21 protein-coding genes are annotated in these 20,116 nt (G+C 58.8%); 15 read left to right on the forward strand and 6 right to left on the reverse strand.

Annotated elements, in window-relative coordinates:
• Positions 1-2: 2 nt before the first annotated feature.
• The 11 genes from GH975_RS06580 to GH975_RS06630 all read left to right on the forward strand — a co-directional run bounded on the left by GH975_RS06580 (position 3) and on the right by GH975_RS06630 (position 8,851).
• Complete coding sequence (locus GH975_RS06580) at positions 3-1,190, forward strand: flagellar biosynthesis protein FlhF (protein WP_153713761.1); 1,188 nt, start codon at positions 3-5, stop codon at positions 1,188-1,190.
• Positions 1,190-1,996, forward strand: coding sequence for a MinD/ParA family protein (locus GH975_RS06585; protein ID WP_153713762.1), 807 nt, complete (start codon positions 1,190-1,192; stop codon positions 1,994-1,996). Before GH975_RS06580 ends, GH975_RS06585 begins: the two co-directional genes overlap by 1 nt.
• A complete protein-coding gene (locus GH975_RS06590; RefSeq protein WP_153713763.1) occupies positions 1,996-2,748 on the forward strand; it encodes an RNA polymerase sigma factor FliA in 753 nt (250 codons plus the stop codon). Before GH975_RS06585 ends, GH975_RS06590 begins: the two co-directional genes overlap by 1 nt.
• A 32-nt stretch (positions 2,749-2,780) precedes the next feature.
• A complete protein-coding gene (gene cheY, locus GH975_RS06595; RefSeq protein ID WP_153714796.1) occupies positions 2,781-3,155 on the forward strand; it encodes a chemotaxis response regulator CheY in 375 nt (124 codons plus the stop codon).
• Positions 3,148-3,870 (forward strand): protein phosphatase CheZ, encoded by a 723-nt coding sequence (locus GH975_RS06600; RefSeq protein WP_153713764.1) that lies wholly within the window; start codon positions 3,148-3,150, stop codon positions 3,868-3,870. The genes cheY and GH975_RS06600 overlap by 8 nt, the downstream gene beginning before the upstream one ends.
• Before the next feature lie 11 nt (positions 3,871-3,881).
• Positions 3,882-5,912: a chemotaxis protein CheA gene (locus GH975_RS06605; RefSeq protein WP_153713765.1), complete on the forward strand. Its 2,031-nt coding sequence runs from the start codon at positions 3,882-3,884 to the stop codon at positions 5,910-5,912.
• Positions 5,913-5,988: 76 nt separating this feature from the next.
• Positions 5,989-6,795, forward strand: a complete 807-nt coding sequence (locus GH975_RS06610) for a ParA family protein (protein WP_153713766.1) — start codon at positions 5,989-5,991, stop codon at positions 6,793-6,795.
• A complete protein-coding gene (locus tag GH975_RS06615; protein WP_153713767.1) occupies positions 6,792-7,592 on the forward strand; it encodes a hypothetical protein in 801 nt (266 codons plus the stop codon). Before GH975_RS06610 ends, GH975_RS06615 begins: the two co-directional genes overlap by 4 nt.
• Positions 7,589-8,068, forward strand: coding sequence for a chemotaxis protein CheW (locus tag GH975_RS06620; RefSeq protein WP_153713768.1), 480 nt, complete (start codon positions 7,589-7,591; stop codon positions 8,066-8,068). Before GH975_RS06615 ends, GH975_RS06620 begins: the two co-directional genes overlap by 4 nt.
• A 5-nt stretch (positions 8,069-8,073) precedes the next feature.
• The gene (locus GH975_RS06625) at positions 8,074-8,412 is read left to right on the forward strand and encodes a DUF2802 domain-containing protein (RefSeq protein ID WP_246164787.1); all 339 of its coding nucleotides are present in this window, start codon (positions 8,074-8,076) and stop codon (positions 8,410-8,412) included.
• Positions 8,405-8,851, forward strand: coding sequence for a YcgN family cysteine cluster protein (locus tag GH975_RS06630; RefSeq protein ID WP_153713770.1), 447 nt, complete (start codon positions 8,405-8,407; stop codon positions 8,849-8,851). Before GH975_RS06625 ends, GH975_RS06630 begins: the two co-directional genes overlap by 8 nt.
• Positions 8,852-8,966: 115 nt before the next feature.
• Here GH975_RS06630 and GH975_RS06635 read toward each other — a convergent pair whose 3' ends face one another.
• Positions 8,967-9,353 carry a MerR family transcriptional regulator gene (locus GH975_RS06635; protein WP_153713771.1) on the reverse strand — a complete coding sequence of 129 codons (387 nt, stop codon included), beginning with the start codon at positions 9,351-9,353 and terminating at the stop codon, positions 8,967-8,969.
• A 111-nt stretch (positions 9,354-9,464) separates the two neighbouring features.
• Between GH975_RS06635 and GH975_RS06640 the strand changes: the two genes are divergently transcribed.
• From GH975_RS06640 to GH975_RS06650, 3 genes are read left to right on the forward strand one after another with little or no spacing between them, the layout of a single operon-like run.
• Entirely contained in the window at positions 9,465-11,891 is a 2,427-nt protein-coding gene (locus tag GH975_RS06640) for an acyl-CoA dehydrogenase (RefSeq protein ID WP_153713772.1), read from the forward strand.
• Entirely contained in the window at positions 11,888-13,819 is a 1,932-nt protein-coding gene (locus tag GH975_RS06645) for a 3-hydroxyacyl-CoA dehydrogenase NAD-binding domain-containing protein (protein ID WP_153713773.1), read from the forward strand. The genes GH975_RS06640 and GH975_RS06645 overlap by 4 nt, the downstream gene beginning before the upstream one ends.
• A complete protein-coding gene (locus GH975_RS06650) occupies positions 13,819-15,075 on the forward strand; it encodes an acetyl-CoA C-acetyltransferase (RefSeq protein WP_153713774.1) in 1,257 nt (418 codons plus the stop codon). The genes GH975_RS06645 and GH975_RS06650 overlap by 1 nt, the downstream gene beginning before the upstream one ends.
• Here GH975_RS06650 and GH975_RS06655 read toward each other — a convergent pair.
• From GH975_RS06655 to GH975_RS06665, 3 genes are read right to left on the reverse strand one after another with little or no spacing between them, the layout of a single operon-like run.
• Positions 15,072-15,371, reverse strand: a complete 300-nt coding sequence (locus GH975_RS06655; protein WP_153713775.1) for an AzlD family protein — start codon at positions 15,369-15,371, stop codon at positions 15,072-15,074. The genes GH975_RS06650 and GH975_RS06655 overlap by 4 nt on opposite strands.
• Entirely contained in the window at positions 15,368-16,033 is a 666-nt protein-coding gene (locus GH975_RS06660; protein WP_153713776.1) for an AzlC family ABC transporter permease, read from the reverse strand. The genes GH975_RS06655 and GH975_RS06660 overlap by 4 nt, the downstream gene beginning before the upstream one ends.
• A complete protein-coding gene (locus tag GH975_RS06665; RefSeq protein WP_153713777.1) occupies positions 16,026-17,918 on the reverse strand; it encodes an ATP-binding cassette domain-containing protein in 1,893 nt (630 codons plus the stop codon). The genes GH975_RS06660 and GH975_RS06665 overlap by 8 nt, the downstream gene beginning before the upstream one ends.
• 93 nt (positions 17,919-18,011) lie before the next feature.
• Between GH975_RS06665 and GH975_RS06670 the strand changes: the two genes are divergently transcribed.
• Positions 18,012-18,977, forward strand: coding sequence for a nuclear transport factor 2 family protein (locus GH975_RS06670; RefSeq protein ID WP_153713778.1), 966 nt, complete (start codon positions 18,012-18,014; stop codon positions 18,975-18,977).
• Between the two features lie 106 nt (positions 18,978-19,083).
• Here the strand turns inward: GH975_RS06670 and GH975_RS06675 are convergent, their stop codons facing one another.
• Together GH975_RS06675 and GH975_RS06680 are read right to left on the reverse strand one after the other, a co-directional pair.
• Positions 19,084-19,743 (reverse strand): nitroreductase family protein, encoded by a 660-nt coding sequence (locus tag GH975_RS06675; protein ID WP_211365781.1) that lies wholly within the window; start codon positions 19,741-19,743, stop codon positions 19,084-19,086.
• Between the two features lie 55 nt (positions 19,744-19,798).
• Complete coding sequence (locus GH975_RS06680; RefSeq protein ID WP_153713779.1) at positions 19,799-20,011, reverse strand: hypothetical protein; 213 nt, start codon at positions 20,009-20,011, stop codon at positions 19,799-19,801.
• Between the last annotated feature and the right edge of the window lie 105 nt (positions 20,012-20,116).

Raw genomic sequence — 20,116 nt, forward strand, 5'->3', positions numbered from 1 at the left:
CCATGAGCAACCAACGAATTCAAGCCCGGGACATGCGCAGTGCTTTGCGACAGGCCAAAGAGCGCTTTGGTGAACAGGTCAATATTTTAGCCAATCGGGCCATTCCAAACGGGATCGAGTTGCTGGTATCGACCGGCCCGGTGCCGTCGATTGCCGCGACAACCCGCGATGATTATGGCATTGGTAGCCAAGAGCGCTTTGCCCAGCGCGCCCGCCAGACGGGCCGCGACTTAGCCGCGCAGTTTGGCGTCGACTTAAATGGTAGCGTCGATCAACGGACCCGGCACGGTCTCCCCGCCCGCTCGACAGTGGCGCCGGAAATCACCGAGCTGCGCAGCCAACTGGTCGAACTTAAACACATGATTAGCGCCGTCTCGCCGCCACCCGTAGCCGCCACAGCGGAGCCGGTGCCCGCGGCGCGCTCGAGCACGGTCGACGCATTGGAGGGCATTGGCTTTACGCGCCAAGCAATCATGCGACTGGATATGACCCGTTCACACAAAGACCCGATTCGAGATGGTTTGAATGCCGTCGCCAAAGCACTGGCGGTGGTCAAAGCGCCCGGACTACACGCGCCAAGCCAGGTGTTCGTCGGTGCGGCTGGGTCCGGCAAGACCACGACCATTGCCAAATTGGCGGCCCAAAAAGTCATCCAAGGCGGCGCCAACTCCGTCGCCATTATTAGCTTGGACAGTCGGCGCATGGGCGCCGGCCTGATTGCCAGCTCTCTGGCCCGCGTGCTGGGGGTTCAGGTGGTCACCGTATCGCCCGACGAATCACTGCTCGAGGCGCGCCAGAAAATTGCCGCCCCGCAGGTGCTGGTGGATACCGCAGGGTTAACACCGGCCGATCCCGGATTCCGGCGCCAACAACAACAAATCAGCGAGCTAAAAGACGCCACTGTGTGGCTGGTATCCTCGGCCACACAACAGATCGCAGCGGCGCGCTCGGTGTACCGAGCCCAAGGAAAACTCGCGCTAAGCGGTATGATCCTGACTAAACTGGACGAGGCGTGTAACTTGGGCGAAGCACTAAGTTTGACGCTTGAATCTCAGTTACCCGTGGCATGGAGCACAGACGGACAACGCATTCCGGACGATATTCAGGAAGGCAAGGCCAGCTCTCTGTTTCACCAAGCGTTATTGCTGGCTCGCCAGTCAACACATGCATTCGAAAGTAAGGCTGTTTGATGAAACCTGTTCAGGTCATTGCCGTATCCGGTGGTAAAGGGGGCGTTGGTAAAACCAACGTGTCGGTCAACTTGTCCCTCGCGCTGGCGAACCTGGGGCGTCGAGTGGTGCTCATGGACGCCGACCTGGGCCTGGCTAACGTGGACTTGCAACTGGGCATCAAACCCAAAAAGACGCTGTTCGACGTGATCTCCGGCGAAGCCGACTTACGTGACGTCCTGGTCCAGACCCACGGCATCCGGGTAGTCCCCGCGGCCAGTGGCATTCAACGCATGAGCCAGTTAGAAAGTATGGAGCACGCGGGGTTAGTACAAGCCTTCAGCGACATTGGCGACGACCTGGACGTATTGGTGATCGATACCGCCGCTGGCATTAGCGACAGCGTCATCACCTTTACCCGCGCCGCGCACGAAGTGCTGTTGGTGGTGTGTGACGAACCCAGTTCTATCACCGACGCTTACGCGCTGATGAAAATCCTCAACAAAGAACACGGCATGAACCGCTTCCGCGTGGTCGCCAACATGGCTAGAAGCACCAAAGAAGCCCAGAACATTTACAACAAGTTGCACACCGTAAGTGAGCGATTTTTGGATCTCACCCTGAAATATGAGGGGCTGATCCCGTTCGACGAAAACCTCCGCAAAGCGGTCCAGAAGCAAAAGCCAGTGCTCGAAGCCTTTCCCCAGTCAAACGCCGCGCGTGCCTTTCGCGCTCTGGCTGCGCGGGTTGATAATTGGCCCAAGCAGGGCGGTCCACGCGGGCACCTAGAGTTTTTCGTCGAGCGTCTTTTGGCTGGAGGAGTCTAATGGCTACATTGGCAAGCAACCCTTACCAAACCCCAGAAGCCGCCCACGCTCGGGTTCACCACCTGATGCTGGAAACGGCGCCCTTGGTCAAGCGCATCGCTCACCATTTGCTGATGCGCCTGCCGTCGCACATAGAAGTGGACGACTTGATTCAAGCGGGCATGATCGGATTGGCCGAAGCAGCCGGAAAATTCGACGGCACCAAGGGCGCAACCTTTAGCACCTATGCGGGCATTCGTATCCGTGGGGCCATGCTGGATGAAATCCGCAGGCTCGGTTGGGCGCCCCGCAGCGTCCACCGCAAAGCCCGGGAAATTGCCGAAATGATTGCCGAAATTGAACGCGAAACCGGCAGTGCCGCCAGTGAAACCTTAGTCGCACAGCGGCTTGGCATCACACTGGACGAGTACCACGGCACCCTGGCCGACGTCAGCGGCAGTCGGCTGTTCAGTTACGACGAACTGTCCGACCCCGAAGACGACGCCGGCTTTAGCATCGGCGCCATCGCAAGCGCCGAATTATCGCCAGAACAAAACAACGAAAAAGCAGCTTTCACTAAAGCTTTGGCCACTCAGATCGACAAACTCCCTGAGCGTGAAAAATTAGTGCTGGCGCTCTACTACCAAGAAGAGCTCAACCTCAAGGAAATTGGCGAGGTCCTCGGTGTCACCGAATCCCGAGTCAGCCAGATTCATTCCCAGGCCGCCGCGCGTTTGCGAGGCCGATTGAGTATGTGGAACGAGCATTCCTAAAGGTTTGGAGGAAACCCAACTTGAATAAAGACATGAGAATATTGGTGGTCGACGACTTTTCGACCATGCGCCGGATCGTCAAGAACCTGTTACGTGACTTGGGCTTTACCAACACCGTCGAGGCGGATGACGGTCTAACCGCGTTACCGATTCTTAAAACCGGCCAAATCGAATTTTTGGTCACGGATTGGAACATGCCTGGCATGTCCGGCTTGGACTTGCTTAAAAAAGTGCGTGCCGACGAAAATTTGAAACACATCCCAGTGCTGATGGTGACCGCCGAAGCCAAGCGTGAACAGATCATCATGGCCGCCCAAGCCGGGGTCAACGGTTACGTGGTCAAGCCCTTCACCGCGGCCACACTGAAAGAAAAAATCGAAAAGATCTTTGAGCGTATCAATGCTTGATGGCCTATCGGATGAGCAGTACCTGAGGCTGCAACAGCTCGTCCAGAGCGATGATCGTGACGGCGTCAATGACCTGCTTGCACGTTGCCAACAGCAACAATATGACGCCCTGTTTCAGGACGTCGGGCGGCTAACCCGTTCGCTGTATGACGCCATCAACAGCCTACACACCGAAGTCCAGGGCCAAAGCCGCGTCGAGGAAGCCTCCGATTCATTGTCGTATGTGATTAAAGCCACACAAACGGCTGCCGAAAACGTATTGGATGCGGTTGATGATGCCCAGCCCTATGCAACCCAGTTGCAGCGGCGAGCGGAAACACTGGCGGCGGACTGGGAAAAACTCGGTAAGCGGCAACTGAGCGTCGACGAATTCAAGGCGCTGTACGCCCAGGTAGGCAACTTTTTGTCGGAAACGGTTGACGATGCCACAGTACTGAATGAACGACTGCAAGCGATTGTTTTAGCACAGGATTTCCAAGACCTGACCGGGCAGGTCTTGGAGCGCGTCATCACCATGATTCGTGAAGTAGAACAGGGACTGGTGGGGCTGGTCTCGCATGCCGCCAGCGTCGACCACGCGCTGGGCCATGATGCACCGGAAAAAGTCGACAAAGACCTGTCCAAAGGGGTCGGGCCACAAGTTAACGCCAAGGCAAATGACGCCATGGCATCCCAAGACGACGTCGATGACTTGCTATCGAGTCTTGGGTTTTAGGAGCCAGTACAATGGATGAAGAAATCCTCCAGGATTTTTTGGTTGAGGCCGGCGAGCTTCTCGAAGCCCTGTCCGAACAGCTCGTCGAGCTCGAGCAGCGCCCCGAGGACTATGACCTGCTGAATGCAATTTTCCGTGGATTTCACACCATCAAAGGCGGTGCGGGATTTTTGGCCATCGATGCCATGGTCGAGTGCTGTCACATCACCGAAAACCTATTTGACTCGCTGCGTTCCGGCAAATTGAGTGTCAACGCCGAGCTGATGGACGCGGTGCTCAACGCACTGGACGAAGTCCAACGCATGTTCGGCGAAGTCAACGACGGTCAGCCCGCCTCGAAAGCCGATCCGGCGCTGATTGCACGCCTGCACGCGCTTGAAGCGGGCGAGACGGCGCCGACTACGGCAGTTTCTGAACCGCAATCGCTCGACGAATCGACCGAGGCTGCTGAGTTGCCGATCGCTGACGCCGCCGGAAGCGACGCGTCGGAGGCTGAGTTTGAAGCCATGCTGAACGCGATCGCCCCCGTAGTTGACCACAGTGACAGCGAGTTAGCAGGCGACGCGCCGGCGACTGATCTGATTACCGACGATGAATTCGAAGCCTTGCTGGATGAATTGCACGGCGAAGGCCAGATGGGCGGGCCGGCTTTGGCCGAAGCGAGCGCGGAGCTGGAAACCCCAAAAACCGAAACCACCGGTGACGATGAAATCACCGAAGATGAGTTTGAGGCACTGCTGGACCAGCTGCACGGTGAAGGCCAACACGCCAGCAGTACGCCGGCCGAGACTGCACCGGCCGCCGCTGCGGCGCCGACCAACAACGTGGCGCCAATGCCTGTGCGTCCAAAGGCGGTAACGCCCGCCAAGCCGAAAGAGGAAACCTCCGTACGCGTCGACACCGCGCGGTTAGACGACATCATGAACATGGTCGGGGAGCTGGTATTGGTGCGCAACCGCCTGGTTCGGTTGTCTGACAAAACCGAGACCTCCGAGGATATGGGTAAAGCCGTTGCCAACTTGGATGTAGTCACGGCGGACCTGCAAAGCGCGGTTATGAAAACCCGCATGCAGCCAATCAAAAAAGTCTTTGGCCGTTTCCCGCGCGTCGTGCGTGACCTCGCCCGTTCACTGGAAAAAGAGGTCAACCTCGAACTGGTGGGCGAGGAGACCGATCTCGACAAAAATTTGGTCGAGGCGCTATCGGACCCATTGGTCCATTTGGTCCGCAACTCGGTCGACCACGGCATCGAGACGCCAGCCGTGCGCGAAGCCAGCGGCAAACCGCGCAAGGGCACCGTTGTGCTATCGGCCAAGCAAGAGGGCGATCACATCCTGTTGTCGATTACCGATGACGGCGCCGGTATGGACGCCGAGGTGTTGCGTAACAAGGCGGTAGAGAAGGGCATGATGGACTCCGAGGCTGCCTCGCGCCTGTCTGACTCGGACGCTTACAACCTAATTTTTGACGCCGGTTTTTCAACCAAGGAAGCCATCAGCGACGTCTCCGGTCGCGGCGTTGGCATGGATGTGGTCAAAACCAAAATTTCCCAGCTCAACGGGGCGTTGGCGGTATTGTCCGAAAAAGGCCGCGGCACTCGGATCGAAATCAAAGTACCGCTGACATTGGCGATCATGCCGACGCTCATGGTGCTATTACAACAGCAAGCCTTTGCGCTGCCGCTGGCCAGCGTTAACGAAATTTTCCACCTGGACCTGACCGAAACCAACGTCGTCGATGGCCAAGAAGTCATCATCGTTCGGGGCCGACCGCTGCCGCTGTTTTATTTAAAGCGATGGCTGGTCAAAGGCGCCAACCCATTCGAGAAAGTGACATCCGGGCATGTCGTGATTGTCACCGTCAGCAACATGCGCGTAGCGCTGGTGGTCGACCATCTGATCGGCCAAGAAGAGGTCGTCATCAAGCCGCTGGGCAAGATGCTACAGGGCACGGCAGGGATGGCCGGTGCGACTATCACCGGCGACGGTCGTATGGCGTTGATATTGGACATCGGCAGTCTGTTGAAACGCTACGCTGCATAACTGGCACACAGATTGCTCTGTTCTAACTAATCGGTCCATCGTCAATTGATTGACTGAACCTTTAGGAAACGAGTGAATGCAAATCTGGGGTGTCGTTAATCAAAAAGGCGGCGTGGGGAAAACCACGACCACCGTCGCGATCGGTGGGATCTTGGCCAAACAAGGCCAGCGCGTACTGATGCTGGATTTGGATCCGCAGGGATCCTTGACGCGGTACTTCGGCTTATCCGCCGACGACAGCGACAACACCACCGCCTCCCTATTCGACGAACCCTCCGCCGTGCAAATCATCAATTCAGTACGCCCAACGGGCGAGCCGGACCTATCATTGATCCCCGGCTCCGCGGCCTTATCCGCCTTGGAGCGTAAAAAAGCCAGCACCGGCGGCATGGGCATGGCGATCGCACGGGCTCTGCGCTTGATCGCCACCGAATTCGACTATGTGTTGCTCGACAGCCCGCCTGTGCTGGGGCTGTTGATGGTCAATGTGCTGGCCGCCTCGGACCGTCTGATGCTGCCATCACAAACAGAGCCGTTGGCACTCGAAGGCCTAGAACGCATGGTCCGAACCTTGGAAATGGTTAAGAAAAGCCGCGGCAGTGCACCGCCGCACTTGATCGTGCCGACCTTGCATGACAAACGTACCCGCGCCGGCAAAGACTGTTTGAACGAATTGCGCCGGCGCTATCCGGATTCCTTGTGGCGCGGCGCCGTGCCCGTCGACACACTGCTGCGCGAAGCCTCGCGCCAACAAATATCACCGGCCCAGATCAACGAGTCCAGCCGCGGGCTGGATGCCTATGAACAGTTGTTGCGTGACATTGCAGCGGGCACCGAGTGCGTGGAAACACCAGACAAACCGGGCGCGTGGATGGCCGTATGAACAAAGACGTATTGGACTATTTTGATGACCTATTGGGGCCCGACATCCATGCCCCCGAAAGCTCCGAGCCACAGCTGGCCAGCCTAGATGCGGTCACCACCGGCACTCTACTGACTGACGAAGTAGCCGGTGACTTTATTGGCGCTCTGACTGACTTTATTGATCAGGCCGAGCTAATCGAGTCTGTGCCAGAAAAAAACGACGGCGCACTCAGCGCAGATGACCGCGAATTTGACGCATCATCCACCGACACCCCAGACAGCGCAGAAATCGCCCCTGTGGCACCACCGATGACACCTGCCGCCATCGAGCCCCACGCGTTTTCAACCAGTGGCATCGGCCCGCTGAACCAGTGGAGCAAAGACGGGCGCAGCTCGGCCATGCTGCTGGAAGTGTCCGGTATTTCCTTTGCAATTCCCCAGTCGTGCGTAACCCAAGTCATGTATAAAGGCCGCGTTCAAAGTGACACCACCGATCCCGAACAACCCTGGCGTTGGGGCATGGCGGAAACCGACACCGGCAGCGCGATCGTGGTCGACACGGCGTACCTAGTCATGGGTGATCGATACCAACCGAGCATGCGTGCCAGTTACCGCAAGCTGATTGTGATTGCGGGCCTTGGCATCGCGTTGGCCGCCGACGCGATCGCCGACGAAGTTAACGTGCCCGAAGGCGCCGTGACGTGGCGCGACGACACTTGCAGCCGGCCATGGCTGGCGGGCACCTGGTCTGATCAGCGCTGCGCCATGGTCGGCTTGCAGGGGATGGTTGAACAATTAATGGAGCTAGAATCATGAGCAACGCCAAACAGCAGGCCAATGACCCCTTATTGCAGTGGGTCACCTTTCGGCTGGGCAACGAAACCTATGGCATCGATGTCATGTTCGTTCAAGAAGTTCGGCGCTATACCGAAATTGCGCCGGTGCCTGGGGCAGGGCACGACGTGCTCGGCATCGTTAACCTGCGTGGCAGCGTCGTCACCGTGGTCGATGCTCGTGTGCGGCTGAGCCACGAAGACGCTCCCATCACCGACGAAACTCGTATTGTGATTGTCGAGTACAGCGGAGAAGTCATTGGGCTGCTGGTCGATCAGGTCTCGGAAGTAGTCTACCTGCGCCGCTCTGAAATCGAAGGGTCCCCGCGGATTTCCAACGATGACGCGGCCCGATACATTTCGGGGGTCTGTAACAAAGACGACCGGCTGTATATCCTATTGTCGATCGAAAAATTATTGGGCAAATCGGATGCCAGTGCAGAAATGGACCTGTTTTGATCGCGGTGGCTGCGCTGGTGCTGGCAACGGCTGCGTTGCTGCTGGCGGTGGTTATTGGGCGTGCCCAGTTAAGTGACCGCGCGCGAATCGAGCAAATGCAAGCGCGCATCAAAGCGACCGAACAGATGCAAACGGTATTGGCGCGAAGTTACCGCGGCTTAACCGCAGCGGTCGGCAAAGGCGCCGCCGAGGGGCAGGGCGACGACGCCAAATATGCGCGGGCCGCTGAACTCATTACACGCGGGGCTGGGGCCGACGAATTGGCGCGGACCTTGGCGCTACCGCTGGAAGAAGCAGAATTGATGATTCAACTTAATGTAGGCAAGAACCGAACCCATGGATAAGCCGTTTTGGCAAACCACCGCGTTAGCGGACATGAACGACACCCAGTGGGAGTCGCTGTGTGATGGCTGCGGGTTGTGCTGCGTGCACCTGTTGCAAGACGACCTGGACCAGGTCTATCAAACCGACGTGGTGTGCGATCTAATCGATCTGGATAGCTGCCAGTGTACGCGTTACCCAGAGCGTCAAACCCTGGTGCCCGAGTGCAACAAAGTGTCGTTGGAGTTGCCTCAAGCCTTTCCGACTATGCCCGAGACCTGTGCCTATCGCCGCCTTTACTATGGACAGCAGATCCCGGCATGGCACCCATTGATCACCGGTTCAAGCGACGCAATGCACCAAGGTGGTCACAGTGCCCGTGGCAAAGTCGTTCATGAATCCGATGCCGGCGATCTAGAAGACCACGTGGTGGCCTGGACTCCAATTCGAATGCCAGACTAAGCAACACCCCCTCAAATCACGACGCCAGTACCGACATCGACGCCATTATCAGTAGCAAGCCCAGGCAAATTTTCATGCCCCAAGCCTAGTCAGGAATGCGCTAAAAAGTAGCCACCTACTTAGTACCTTCGGCCGCCGCCAATAGCCCTTCGGTTTGCTGACGAATGCCGTCCAAGTCTGCCAATGTCTCAATTATGTCTTTTTGTTGCTGAACCAGCTGAACGCGGCGCTCCTCTACCTTGTTCAGCAACAGCTGCATCTGAGACACGAGGGTGGGATCCTGGTCGTAAAGGTTTAGGTACTGGCGTATTTCCTCGAGACTGAACCCCAAGCGCTTACCACGCAATATGAGCTGCAAGCGGCCTCGGTCGCGGCGCGTATAAACCCGACGTGATCCCGCCCGCCCCGGGACAATTAAGCCCTTATCTTCATAAAAGCGGATGGCTCGCGCAGTGATGTCAAATTGCTCGGCCAGTTCATTGATGCTGAATAAGGTGTCCATTTACGCGCCTGTCTCGTGAGTGTGATGAGGTTACACCAGCGGGTCCTTGTAAAAAACTCTAAGGACAATTACCTTACCTTTACGTTAATTAAATAACCAAAGAGGCAAGCCATGAGTGCCGGTGTCGCAACCCTAGTCGTAACAGCATTGCTCCTGGCAATGGCCTACCGTGGATCGAGCCTAAGAGACTGGTCGGCTGCGCTTTTGTTCATCGGCATCGTGCTGGCTATCAGTGACTTTGGCAGCCTCTGGCTGGTGCCGGGTATCGTCGCCGCCGTGCTGTGCATTCGCTCGGTACGCATGCGCTTGGTTACGCGGCCGGCTTACGGCTTGGTGCGCAAAATACTGCCAAAGGTCTCGCCGACCGAACAGGAAGCACTGGACGCCGGCACCGTAGGCTGGGACGCGGAACTTTTTAGTGGCTCGCCGAACTGGGATACCTTGGCTGCGACACGGGCGCCGACTTTGACCGACGACGAGCAAGCATTTATGGATGGACCGACCCATGAGCTGTGCAAAATGCTCGACAATTGGGACATCAGCCATCACCGTCGCGACCTACCGCCGGCGGTTTGGGCCTACATTCGTGACAATGGCTTCCTCGGTATGCTGATCGAAAAACAGCATGGCGGCCTGGGTTTCAGCGCCCAAGCCCAGTCCATGGTGGTCTCCAAAATTGGTTCTCGCAGCGTCGCCGCCGCCATTACCGTCATGGTCCCCAATTCGCTCGGGCCGGGTGAGTTATTAACTAAATACGGCACGGACCAACAAAAATCCTACTACCTACCGCGCTTAGCCGACGGCACAGAAATACCCTGTTTTGCCTTGACCGGACCCAACAGCGGTTCGGATGCCGGTTCGATGCATGACGTCGGCGTGGTCTGCGAACGTGACTACAACGGTCACCCCACCTTGGGTGTCGCGCTAACCTTTGATAAGCGCTACATCACACTGGCGCCGGTCGCGACGCTCATCGGCCTGGCGTTTCGCCTACATGATCCTGAACAGCGTTTGGGGCAGGGCACCGACGTCGGCATCACCTTGGCGCTACTGCCGCACGATCACCCGGGCGTTAGCACCGGCCGTCGACACTACCCGTGCCGCAATGCCTTCATGAACGGACCGGTCACGGGCACGGACGTGTTTGTACCGATGGAATTTTTAATCGGCGGGGCGGACTACGCCGGCCAAGGCTGGCGCATGCTGATGGAATGTTTGAGCGTTGGCCGCGCGATCTCGCTGCCGGCCATTGGCACCACCGCCACCAAGGCGACCTTGCGCACCACCAGCGCATACGCCCGAGTTCGCCGCCAATTCGGCATCGCGATCGGACGCATGGAAGGTGTGGCCGAGCCGCTGGCCGATATGGTCAAGACGGCTTACGTGTTCGAAGGTGCCCGCGCGGCGACCGCGGCCATGGTCGACGACGGCGAAAAGCCCTCTGTCGTCAGCGCGCTGATGAAGTACCAAGCCACCGAGGCCATGCGCCGCAGCTACGACAACGCCATGGACATTCATGGCGGCAAAGCCATTTGCGACGGCCCGAGCAACTACCTGTTCGCGGATTTTGGCGCGGTGCCGGTTGGCATCACCGTTGAAGGCGCGAACATTTTGACCCGGACCTTGATCACCTTTGCGCAGGGCGCACTGCGGGCTCACCCCTGGCTGTACAAAGAGATCCAAGCTGCCCAGGCTGACAATGCCGACCAAGGCGCCAATGATTTTGATACGGCGATGGCGGGGCATACGCGCTTTACGCTGCAAAATTTGGCCGCCAGCCTGGTTCATAACCTCAGTGCCGGTCGCTTGGCCTCGGCGCCAGACGACGCCGGCCACGAGCAGCACTGGTACCGACAACTTCATCGCATGAGCCACGCCTTCGCATTAGTCGCGGACCTGACCGTGGTCGTGGTCGGCGGCGATTTAAAACGTAAACAGATGATCAGCGGTCGTCTAGCGGACGCGTTGGCGGAACTGTATTTGATTGCCACGTCGCTCAAGCGCTTTCGCGATGATGGCCGCCCGGATGCCGACCAACTGGTGTTGGATGCCAGCATCCAAGACGCACTGGCGCGGTTCCAAGGCCACATCGACGCGGTCATCGATAACTTTCCCGTGCGTCCCGTGGCATGGTTGATGCGCGCCTGTGCACTGCCGCTGGGGCGGACATTCCGACCCACCAGCGATCGCGTTAATTACCGCCTGGCCAAGGCCATTTTGGTGCCCGGCGAGTGGCGTGACCGGATGACCCGCGACATGTTCATCAGCGACGATGCCGCAGACGTGACGGGTGTGTTGGAAGCGGCATTGACCGCCGTCACCGCCGTCGAAGACATCGAGCAACGCTTCCTCAAAGGGATGCGCAAGGGCCTTTACGAATGGCGCCATGATCAAGATGCCATTGAACAGGCCGTTGGCGCCGGCGTCATTAGTGCCGACGAGGCTGCACAACTGCGTGACGCCCTGCGCTTGACCGACCAGGTCGTCGCCGTCGATCACTTCGATCCGCGCGAGTTGGCACCTGGGGCGCAGGCATGAACACACCAGAGCTAAGCCATTTCAACACCCAGGTCGACGCCGACGGCATCGCCTGGATCACCTTTGACCAGCACGCAAGTGCGGTCAATACGCTGTCTACGGCGGTATTGGCCGAGCTAGAAATGCTGACGAGTTGGATGGAGCAGTCGACGCTGACCGGCGCGGTATTGCGCTCCGGCAAACCCGGCGGCTTTATCGCCGGCGCCGACGTGCGCGAATTCGAAACCTTCACGGATCCGGCCCAACTGAGCGCGGGGCTGCAACAAGTCCACGCCTTGTTTGAGCGCCTGGAACGGCTAGCGTACCCGTTGATCGCGGCGATCCATGGTTATTGTTTGGGCGGTGGACTGGAACTGGCCTTGGCCTGTCACGGGCGCATCGCGGTCGACGACGCCCGTACCAAACTCGGTTTCCCGGAGGTCAAGCTCGGCCTATTTCCCGGCTTTGGCGGCACCGGTCGCAGCGTCGCATTAAGCGGCGGTGTGGCCGCCATGACCGCCATGTTGAGTGGCAAAAGCTACAGCGCTCGGCAAGCACGCGGGCTCGGTTGGGTTGACCGCTGTGTTGCGACCCCCGACCGCTTGGCCTGGACGGCCCGAAAAATGATCAACCGCGGAGTGCCCCGGCGTACGCCCCGCCTGACTCACCGGCTGATGGCACTGCCCGGGGTTCGCCATCTGCTGGCCGAACAAATGCGTAAAAAAACCGCCGCCAAGGTCAACCCGACGCATTACCCGGCGCCATTCGCGCTGATTGACCTTTACCGACAGCACGGCGCCAATCCACAGCGCATGCGCACGGTCGAGACCGCGGCCTTTCCACCGCTGATGGTTTCGCGGACCAGTCAATCCCTGCGCCGACTGTTCTTTGCCTCCGAGGCACTCAAAGCCGATGCCGAGCCATTTGACGGTTTAAAACGGGTGCATGTCATCGGTGCCGGCGTCATGGGCGGCGACATCGCCGCGTGGTGCGCACTCAGCGGATTCGAGGTGACCCTACAAGACCTGGATGCCGGCGCCGTCGATCGTGCGGTTGAGCGGGCGCAACAACTGTTTGCCAAGCGCGCACGGCGTCAACCGGCGCGTGACAATGTGCGCGCCCGCCTAATCGCGGATCCCGAGGGCAACGGCATTGCCAACGCCGACCTGATCATCGAAGCCGTGGTCGAGCGTGAGGACGTTAAACAAGCCTTGTTTCGTGATCTTGAAGCCCGTGCCAAACCCTCGGCGGTGCTGGCGAGTAACACCTCATCGATCGCTTTGGCGCGCATATCTCGCGCCATGGACGATCCGTCGCGATTGGTCGGCGTTCATTTCTTTAACCCGGTGGCCCAGTTGCCATTGGTCGAGGTGATCCACGACGCCGGCACTGATGCCGCCGTGGTCGAACGCGCCCGCGGCTTCGTCGTCGCCATTCGCAAGTACCCACTGGTGGTCAAGTCCGGACCGGGCTTTTTGGTCAACCGGGTGCTGGGCCCGTACATGCTGGACGCGCTGCGCCGGGTCGACGAAGGCGAGTCGATCGACGTCATCGATGCCGCCGCGGTCGCCTTTGGCATGCCCATGGGCCCGGTCGAACTGGCGGATACGGTCGGGTTGGATATCTGTTTGGCGGTCGCCACGGAACTGGGCATTGAGGCGCCGGCGGACGGTCGACTGCGCCAACACGTCGCCGCCGGTAACCTCGGCAGTAAAACTGGCCAAGGCTACCTCAGCTGGACCCAAGGTAAAGTTGCGCGCACCTTGCCCGCCGGCGACGCCGAGCTGGGCGGCGCATTACTCAAACCCCTGGTCGATGAATGCGAACGTTGTTTAAGCGAGGGCGTCGTCGCCAGCGCTGACGAAATTGATATCGGCGTCATCATGGGCACCGGCTTTGCACCATTTTTAGGCGGGCCGTTAAACGCACGTCACCTGGAGATTATTTAATGAACCCATGCCGTGACGTGTATGTCATCGCCAGCGCGCGCACCCCATTTTGTCGCAGTTATACCGGCTACCAAGACCTGTCCAACTTGGATTTACTGAGCGTTGCCCTTAACGGGCTGGTCGCCAAAACCGGATTGGCCGGCGACAGCGTCGGCGAAGTCACCGCCGGCGCCGTGGTCGTCCACAGTGCTGACTGGAACTTGGCGCGCGAAGCGGTGTTGAACACGGCGCTGTCGCCGTCAACTCCGGCGACCACGTTGCAGATGGCCTGCGGCACCAGTCTACAAGGGGCGTTAATGCTGGCGGCCAAAATTGCTACTGGTGAAATTGACAGTGGTATTGCCGGCGGTAGCGACACCATATCCGACGCACCGCTGACGACGTCGCGCAAACTGGCAAAACGCCTGGTGGGGCTGTCCAAAGCCAAAACCTTCGGCGCCAAACTCGGCGCGTTCAAGGGACTTTCATTGGGCGAGCTAGCGCCGATCGCGCCGTCCACCGGCGAGCCCAGAACTGGACTCAGCATGGGCCAACACTGCGAGCGCATGGCCAAGCACTGGGCGATTGAGCGGACCGATCAAGACGCCTTGGCCGCGCAAAGCCACATCAACGCGGCGGCGGCTTATCAGCGTGGTTTTTTTGACGATTTGCTGGTGCCGTGTAACGGCGTGCTGCGCGACAACAACCTGCGCTCGGACACGACGGCGGCAGGGCTGGCTAAACTGCGCCCAGCCTTCGATCGTAAAAATGGCACCTTGACCGCGGGTAACTCGACGGCACTGACCGATGGCGCCGGGGCCGTGTTGCTCGGGACTCGGGAATGGGCCGAGGCCCGCGGGCTGCCGCTGTTGGCCAAACTGACGCTGGGGCAAACCGCAGCGAATAACTTTGCCGGGGGTGACGGCTTGTTGATGGCCCCGACTCAGGCCGTCGCCAAACTCTTAGAACGTGCCAGCTTATCACTGCAAGATTTTGATTTTTATGAGATTCACGAAGCATTCGCCGCCCAGGTACTGTGCACGCTCAAGGCGTGGGAAGACGGTGACGGCGTGCCGGTATTGGGTGCGATCGACCGCAGCCGTTTGAATGTGGTCGGTTCATCCTTGGCGATGGGGCATCCCTTTGCCGCGACCGGCGCTCGGGTCTTGGGCACCGCCGCCAAATTGGTCGCCGACCAGGGAACGGGCAGGGCGTTGATCAGCGTGTGCACCGCCGGCGGCATGGGGGTCGCGGCGATCGTCGAAGCGGTGGCTTAGGTCAGCGCCCGAAACAGCGCCACTGCGCCGACACCGGCGGTGATACTGAGCAAGTTGTTGCGCGTGACGGTCATCACCGCCACCGCGACCGCGCCGCCCACCCGCATGGCCCAATCACCGTTGATCATCAGCGGGATGACCAAGGCCACCAACACGGTGTTGGCCATCCCCGACAAGAAGTCCATGACCCAGGGCGTTAACGGCACATAGCGCATGGCCGCCAGCCCGACCAATCGGGTGCCATAGGTGACCACCGTCATCCCCAACAAAACCAGTAACAGCGTTTGCGTGCTCATTTACGTTGCACCGCGTTGACAACGCCACCGACCACCGCACCGACCAAGACATGCCAGTTGCCGCCCATGACCCGTTGCCACGCGATCGCCACCAAGGCCGCGCTTAACCACGGTAGCAACGAGCGGCGTCCGCGAAAGGCTGACACCAATACAACCAAAAAAAACACCGGCATCACGGCGTCAAACCCATACAGCGCAGGGTCGCCAATGACGCTGCCGAATAGCAATCCGATCACGGTGCCCAGCACCCAGGCCAGCCACACCAACCAACCACCGGCGACAATCAGGCCAATACGTTTAGCCCGATCCGGTTCGTTTTGAATCAGTGCAAATGGTGCGTCGGTCAAGGTCATGACCATGGCCGCTTGACGACCAAAGGAATAGCGCCCGAAGTCCGGATACAACGTGGTGCCCATCAGCACGTGACGGGCGTTGACCGCAAAGGTCAGCAGACAGATCGCCAACAACGACCCCTGACCGCCGAGCAGTTCCAGCGAGGCAAACTGACTGGCCCCGGCGAACACCACCGCCGACATCGCCAAGGTCATCCAATCCGGTAAACCAGCGGCTTGGGCGGCGACCGCCCAGGCAACCCCGAAGGGCACCACCGTCACGCAAAATGGCAGGACGCTGAGGGCGCCCTGGCGCATGGCATTAGCCATCGCGTTTGGCCTCTAGGGCCTCCCACGCTTCGTAGTCCGCCATCAGGGCGGATTCAAGTGTCGCCAACTCGGCTTGCAGCGCTGCAATGGCATCCGCGCCTTGTTGGTACAGCTCCGGATCGGCCAACTGGGTCTGCAGGCCGGCAATCGCCGCTTCGGCTTGTTCAATTTGCAGCGGCAGCGATTCCAGCGCCTGCTTCTCCTTAAACGACAGCTTGACGACTTTTTTGGCCGCGGTGGCTTTGGCCACCACCAGCTTGTTGTCGCCCTTGGCCGGCGCCGGCACCGACAGGTCGGGGCGCTGGCGAACCCAGTCGTCGTAGCCGCCGATGTACTCGTTGACACTGCCGCCCTCAAAGGCCCAGCAGTGAGTCACGACGTTGTTGATGAAGGTTCGGTCGTGGCTGACCAAGAATAGGGTGCCGCTGTATTCCACCAACAGCGATTCCAACAGCTCTAATGTTTCGGCGTCCAAATCGTTGGTCGGTTCGTCCATCACCAACAAGTTTGCCGGTTTGGTAAACAGCTTGGCCAACAACAAGCGATTGCGCTCGCCGCCAGACAGGGCGCTGATCGGCGCACGGGCGCGGGCAGGGGAGAACAGGAAGTCCTGCATATACCCCATAATGTGCTGCGGGCGCCCGTTAATAGTCACGGTATCGCTGCCGCCGGACACGTTATCCAATGCACTCAAGCTTTCGTCGAGCTGGCCACGCATCTGGTCGAAGTAGGCCACCTCAATTCGGGTGCCCATTTCGACCGTGCCTTGCTGCGGCTCAATTTGGCCCAGCAAAATACGCAGCAGGGTGCTTTTGCCAGCACCATTGGGGCCCAAAATACCGATCTTGTCGCCGCGCACAACGTCCAGGTTGACGTTGTCGAATAACAGCCGATCCGGAAAGCCAAACCGTAGGCCCTTGGCCTCGACCACTTGCTTGCCCGACTTCTGGCCTTGGTCCAGTGCTAAACGCACGGTGCCTTGTTGCTCACGCCGCGCCGAGCGTTCTTTGCGCAGTGCCTGAAGGGCGCGTACCCGACCTTCATTGCGGGTGCGGCGGGCCTTAATGCCTTGGCGAATCCAGACTTCTTCCTGGGCTAATTTCTTATCGAATTGGGCGTTGTGCTCGGCTTCGACTTCCAGTCGTGCGGCGCGGCGCTCCAAAAAGGTTTGATAGTTACAGTCATAGCTGTGGAACTTGCCACGGTCCAGCTCGACGATTCGTCCGGCCACCGCCTGCAAAAATGCGCGGTCGTGGGTGATCAGCAATAGGGTGCCGGCGAAATCCTTTAAAAAGGTTTCCAGCCACTCGACCGCATCGATGTCCAAATGGTTGGTCGGTTCGTCAAGCAACAGCACGTCCGGTTCGGCAACCAGCGCCTGGGCCAACAACACTCGACGCTTCATACCACCAGATAGGGCCGAAAATTCGGTCTCGCCGTCCAAGCGCAGGCGCGACAATACCCGCTCGACTCGGTTTTCAACCGACCACGCGTCCTTGGCGTCCATGTCGGCCTGGGCGTCGGCCAATTCATTCATCGCCGCGTCCGACAAATCGTGGTTCACACGGTCCAACGCGTCATGGTAGCGGTTGACGCACTGACCCAGGTCGCCCAGGCCATCAGCCACCACCTTGGCAATGCTGCCGGCGGTGCCCTGGGGGACTTCCTGAATCAATGCCGCAACACGCAAACCTTGCTGTCGTTCAACGCTGCCGCTGTCGTGTTTTAACAGACCCTTAAGCAAACCGAACAACGTCGATTTGCCTTCGCCGTTGCGGCCAACGATGCCGACCTTTTCGCCGGGTTGTAGTCGAAAATCAGCACCGTCAAAAATCAACGGGCCACCAAATGAGAGGCGCACATCGCGCAGGGTAATCAATGCCATGGCGCGCACAGTAGTCGAGGACAAAACCAAGTGCAACGCGCCTGATAAGGCGGTTTAATGTTGCGTAGTAAAAACGACGACTAGGAGACCGCTGTGCAGGGTTTTGATCCGCGCTGGGAAAGCCCAGAACACTACGTATTGGGCATCACCAAGGCCATCTGGGAGGGTCGTGATATCGGCTCCCTGACCCATTACTACGCGGACGACATCGTGGTGCGTTCGTCGGCCAGCGTTATCCAAGGCAACAGCGGCATTATCGCCGCGACGCTGGCAACCTTGGCTGAATTTCCAGACCGCGAACTGCTCGGTGAAGACGTCATCTGGTCCGGCGCCGGCGATGGATTTTTAAGCTCGCACCGGCTGATCAGCACCGCCACACACAGCCACCCAGGGGTCTACGGTGCACCAACGGGCCGGCGCGTGGCCTATCGTATTTTGGCCGATTGCCACTGCCAAAACGACCAAGTTAACGACGAATGGTTAGTCCGCGATCAAGGCGCGATCGTGCGCCAAATGGGCCTGGACCCGAAAGCCTTCGCGGCCAATCTGATCAACAACGAAGGCGGGGCACAGGTGTGCGTCCAACCCTACACCGAACACAACGACATTCAGGGACCCTATCGCGGGCGCGGCAACACACATATCCGCGGCCAGCAGTTAGCCGACCTGATTACCCGGATCATGAACGCCGAGTTGTCGGCGATTGAACAGACCTATGACCGAGCCTGCCAACTGGAATACCCGAGCGGTCAGTCAGCTCAGGGCTGGAAAGCCGCCGACCAGTTTTGGCTAGGTTTGCGCGCAGCATTCCCCAACGCGGTATTTAGCATCGAGCACCAGATCGGTATGGACGGCGGCGATTTGTCACCACGCGCGGCGGTACGCTGGACACTGAAAGGCAAACACGATGGCTGGGGTGCTTTTGGCACGCCCAGCGGTGCGGACGTGTTCATCATGGGCATGACCCACGCCGAGTTTGGCCCCAGGGGGCTCAGGCGCGAGTGGACGCTGATTGACGAGACCGCGGTTTGGAAACAAATTCTGTTACAGACAGGGTAAATGTTAAGGCGTGCCGGCGCAGTCACATGCACCGGCAGTGGCCACATGAAAATAATATCTTATTTAACATAATATACATTACACGACATAAAGGCTGCCCCGGTGATCAGCGCCAACTCACGGTTTCATCCAAGGGCTTGCGCTGAATATCGGGCACCTGAGCGCCGACTGCCGGATAACCAACCACCAATAACAAATACGGCCGCTCGCGCTTGGGACGATCGAGTATTTGATTCAAAAAACCCATCGGGCTTGGTGTGTGGGTCAAGGTCGCCAATCCAGCTTGGTGCAGCGCGGCGATCAAAAAGCCGCAGGCAATACCGACCGATTCAGGCATGTAATAGTTTTTAGTTTTTTCGCCATCGGCGTCGACGCCGTAGCGCTCCAAGAACACCGCTATCAAGGCCGGCGCTGTTTCCAGAAATGGCTTGTCAGCATCGGTCGCCAATGGCTTCAAATCATCCAACCATTGATCGCCAGCTTTGCCTGCATAAAACGCACGTTCTTCATCTTCGGCGGCCAGTCTAATCTGACGCTTGAGTGCGGGTGTTTGGACAACCACAAAGTGCCAGGGCTGCTTGTTGGCGCCACTGGGAGCTGAGGCCGCGGCGCGCAACGCGTCGGCTAAAATGGCCGGATCAACGGCTGCGGTTGAAAAGTCTCGAACCGTACGCCGGCGAACCAAATAGTCAGCCAGTTCGCGCACATCCGTGCGCCCCTGCGCCGGCGTTTTGACGGTAAAATCTAGCACTGTTTGCGGGACCACTGAAACACTCTTTTATTAGCATTTTCAGCAGGTTAACAGGCCAAACTGAAGTTTCCTAGCGGCATAGGTTGCGGCCGCGCATGGTGGCATGACTAAAGTCCCCCGAGCGCTCGCGCCAACGTACAAGTGCGGCCTCCACCTCGTCGGCGCTACCCAAGCGCATGACGCAGTGGCTCAACAACGTCTTGTTGGGGTCGTAACCTAGGGTCGCCAATTCGTTGCATTCTTTAAAAACCACACGCTCGACGATGCTATTACTGACGGGCACACTAGTCTCCGGCAATTGCTTGTACCCTTTATAAAAGTTGCTGAGAGTAACGACACAGCGAATGTGCGCCGTTTATGTGAACCCGTTTCCAGTCTGTTACAGGAG

The sequence above is a fragment of the Litorivicinus lipolyticus genome, assembly GCF_009650135.1.
Taxonomy (GTDB): Bacteria; Pseudomonadota; Gammaproteobacteria; order Pseudomonadales; family Litorivicinaceae; genus Litorivicinus; species Litorivicinus lipolyticus.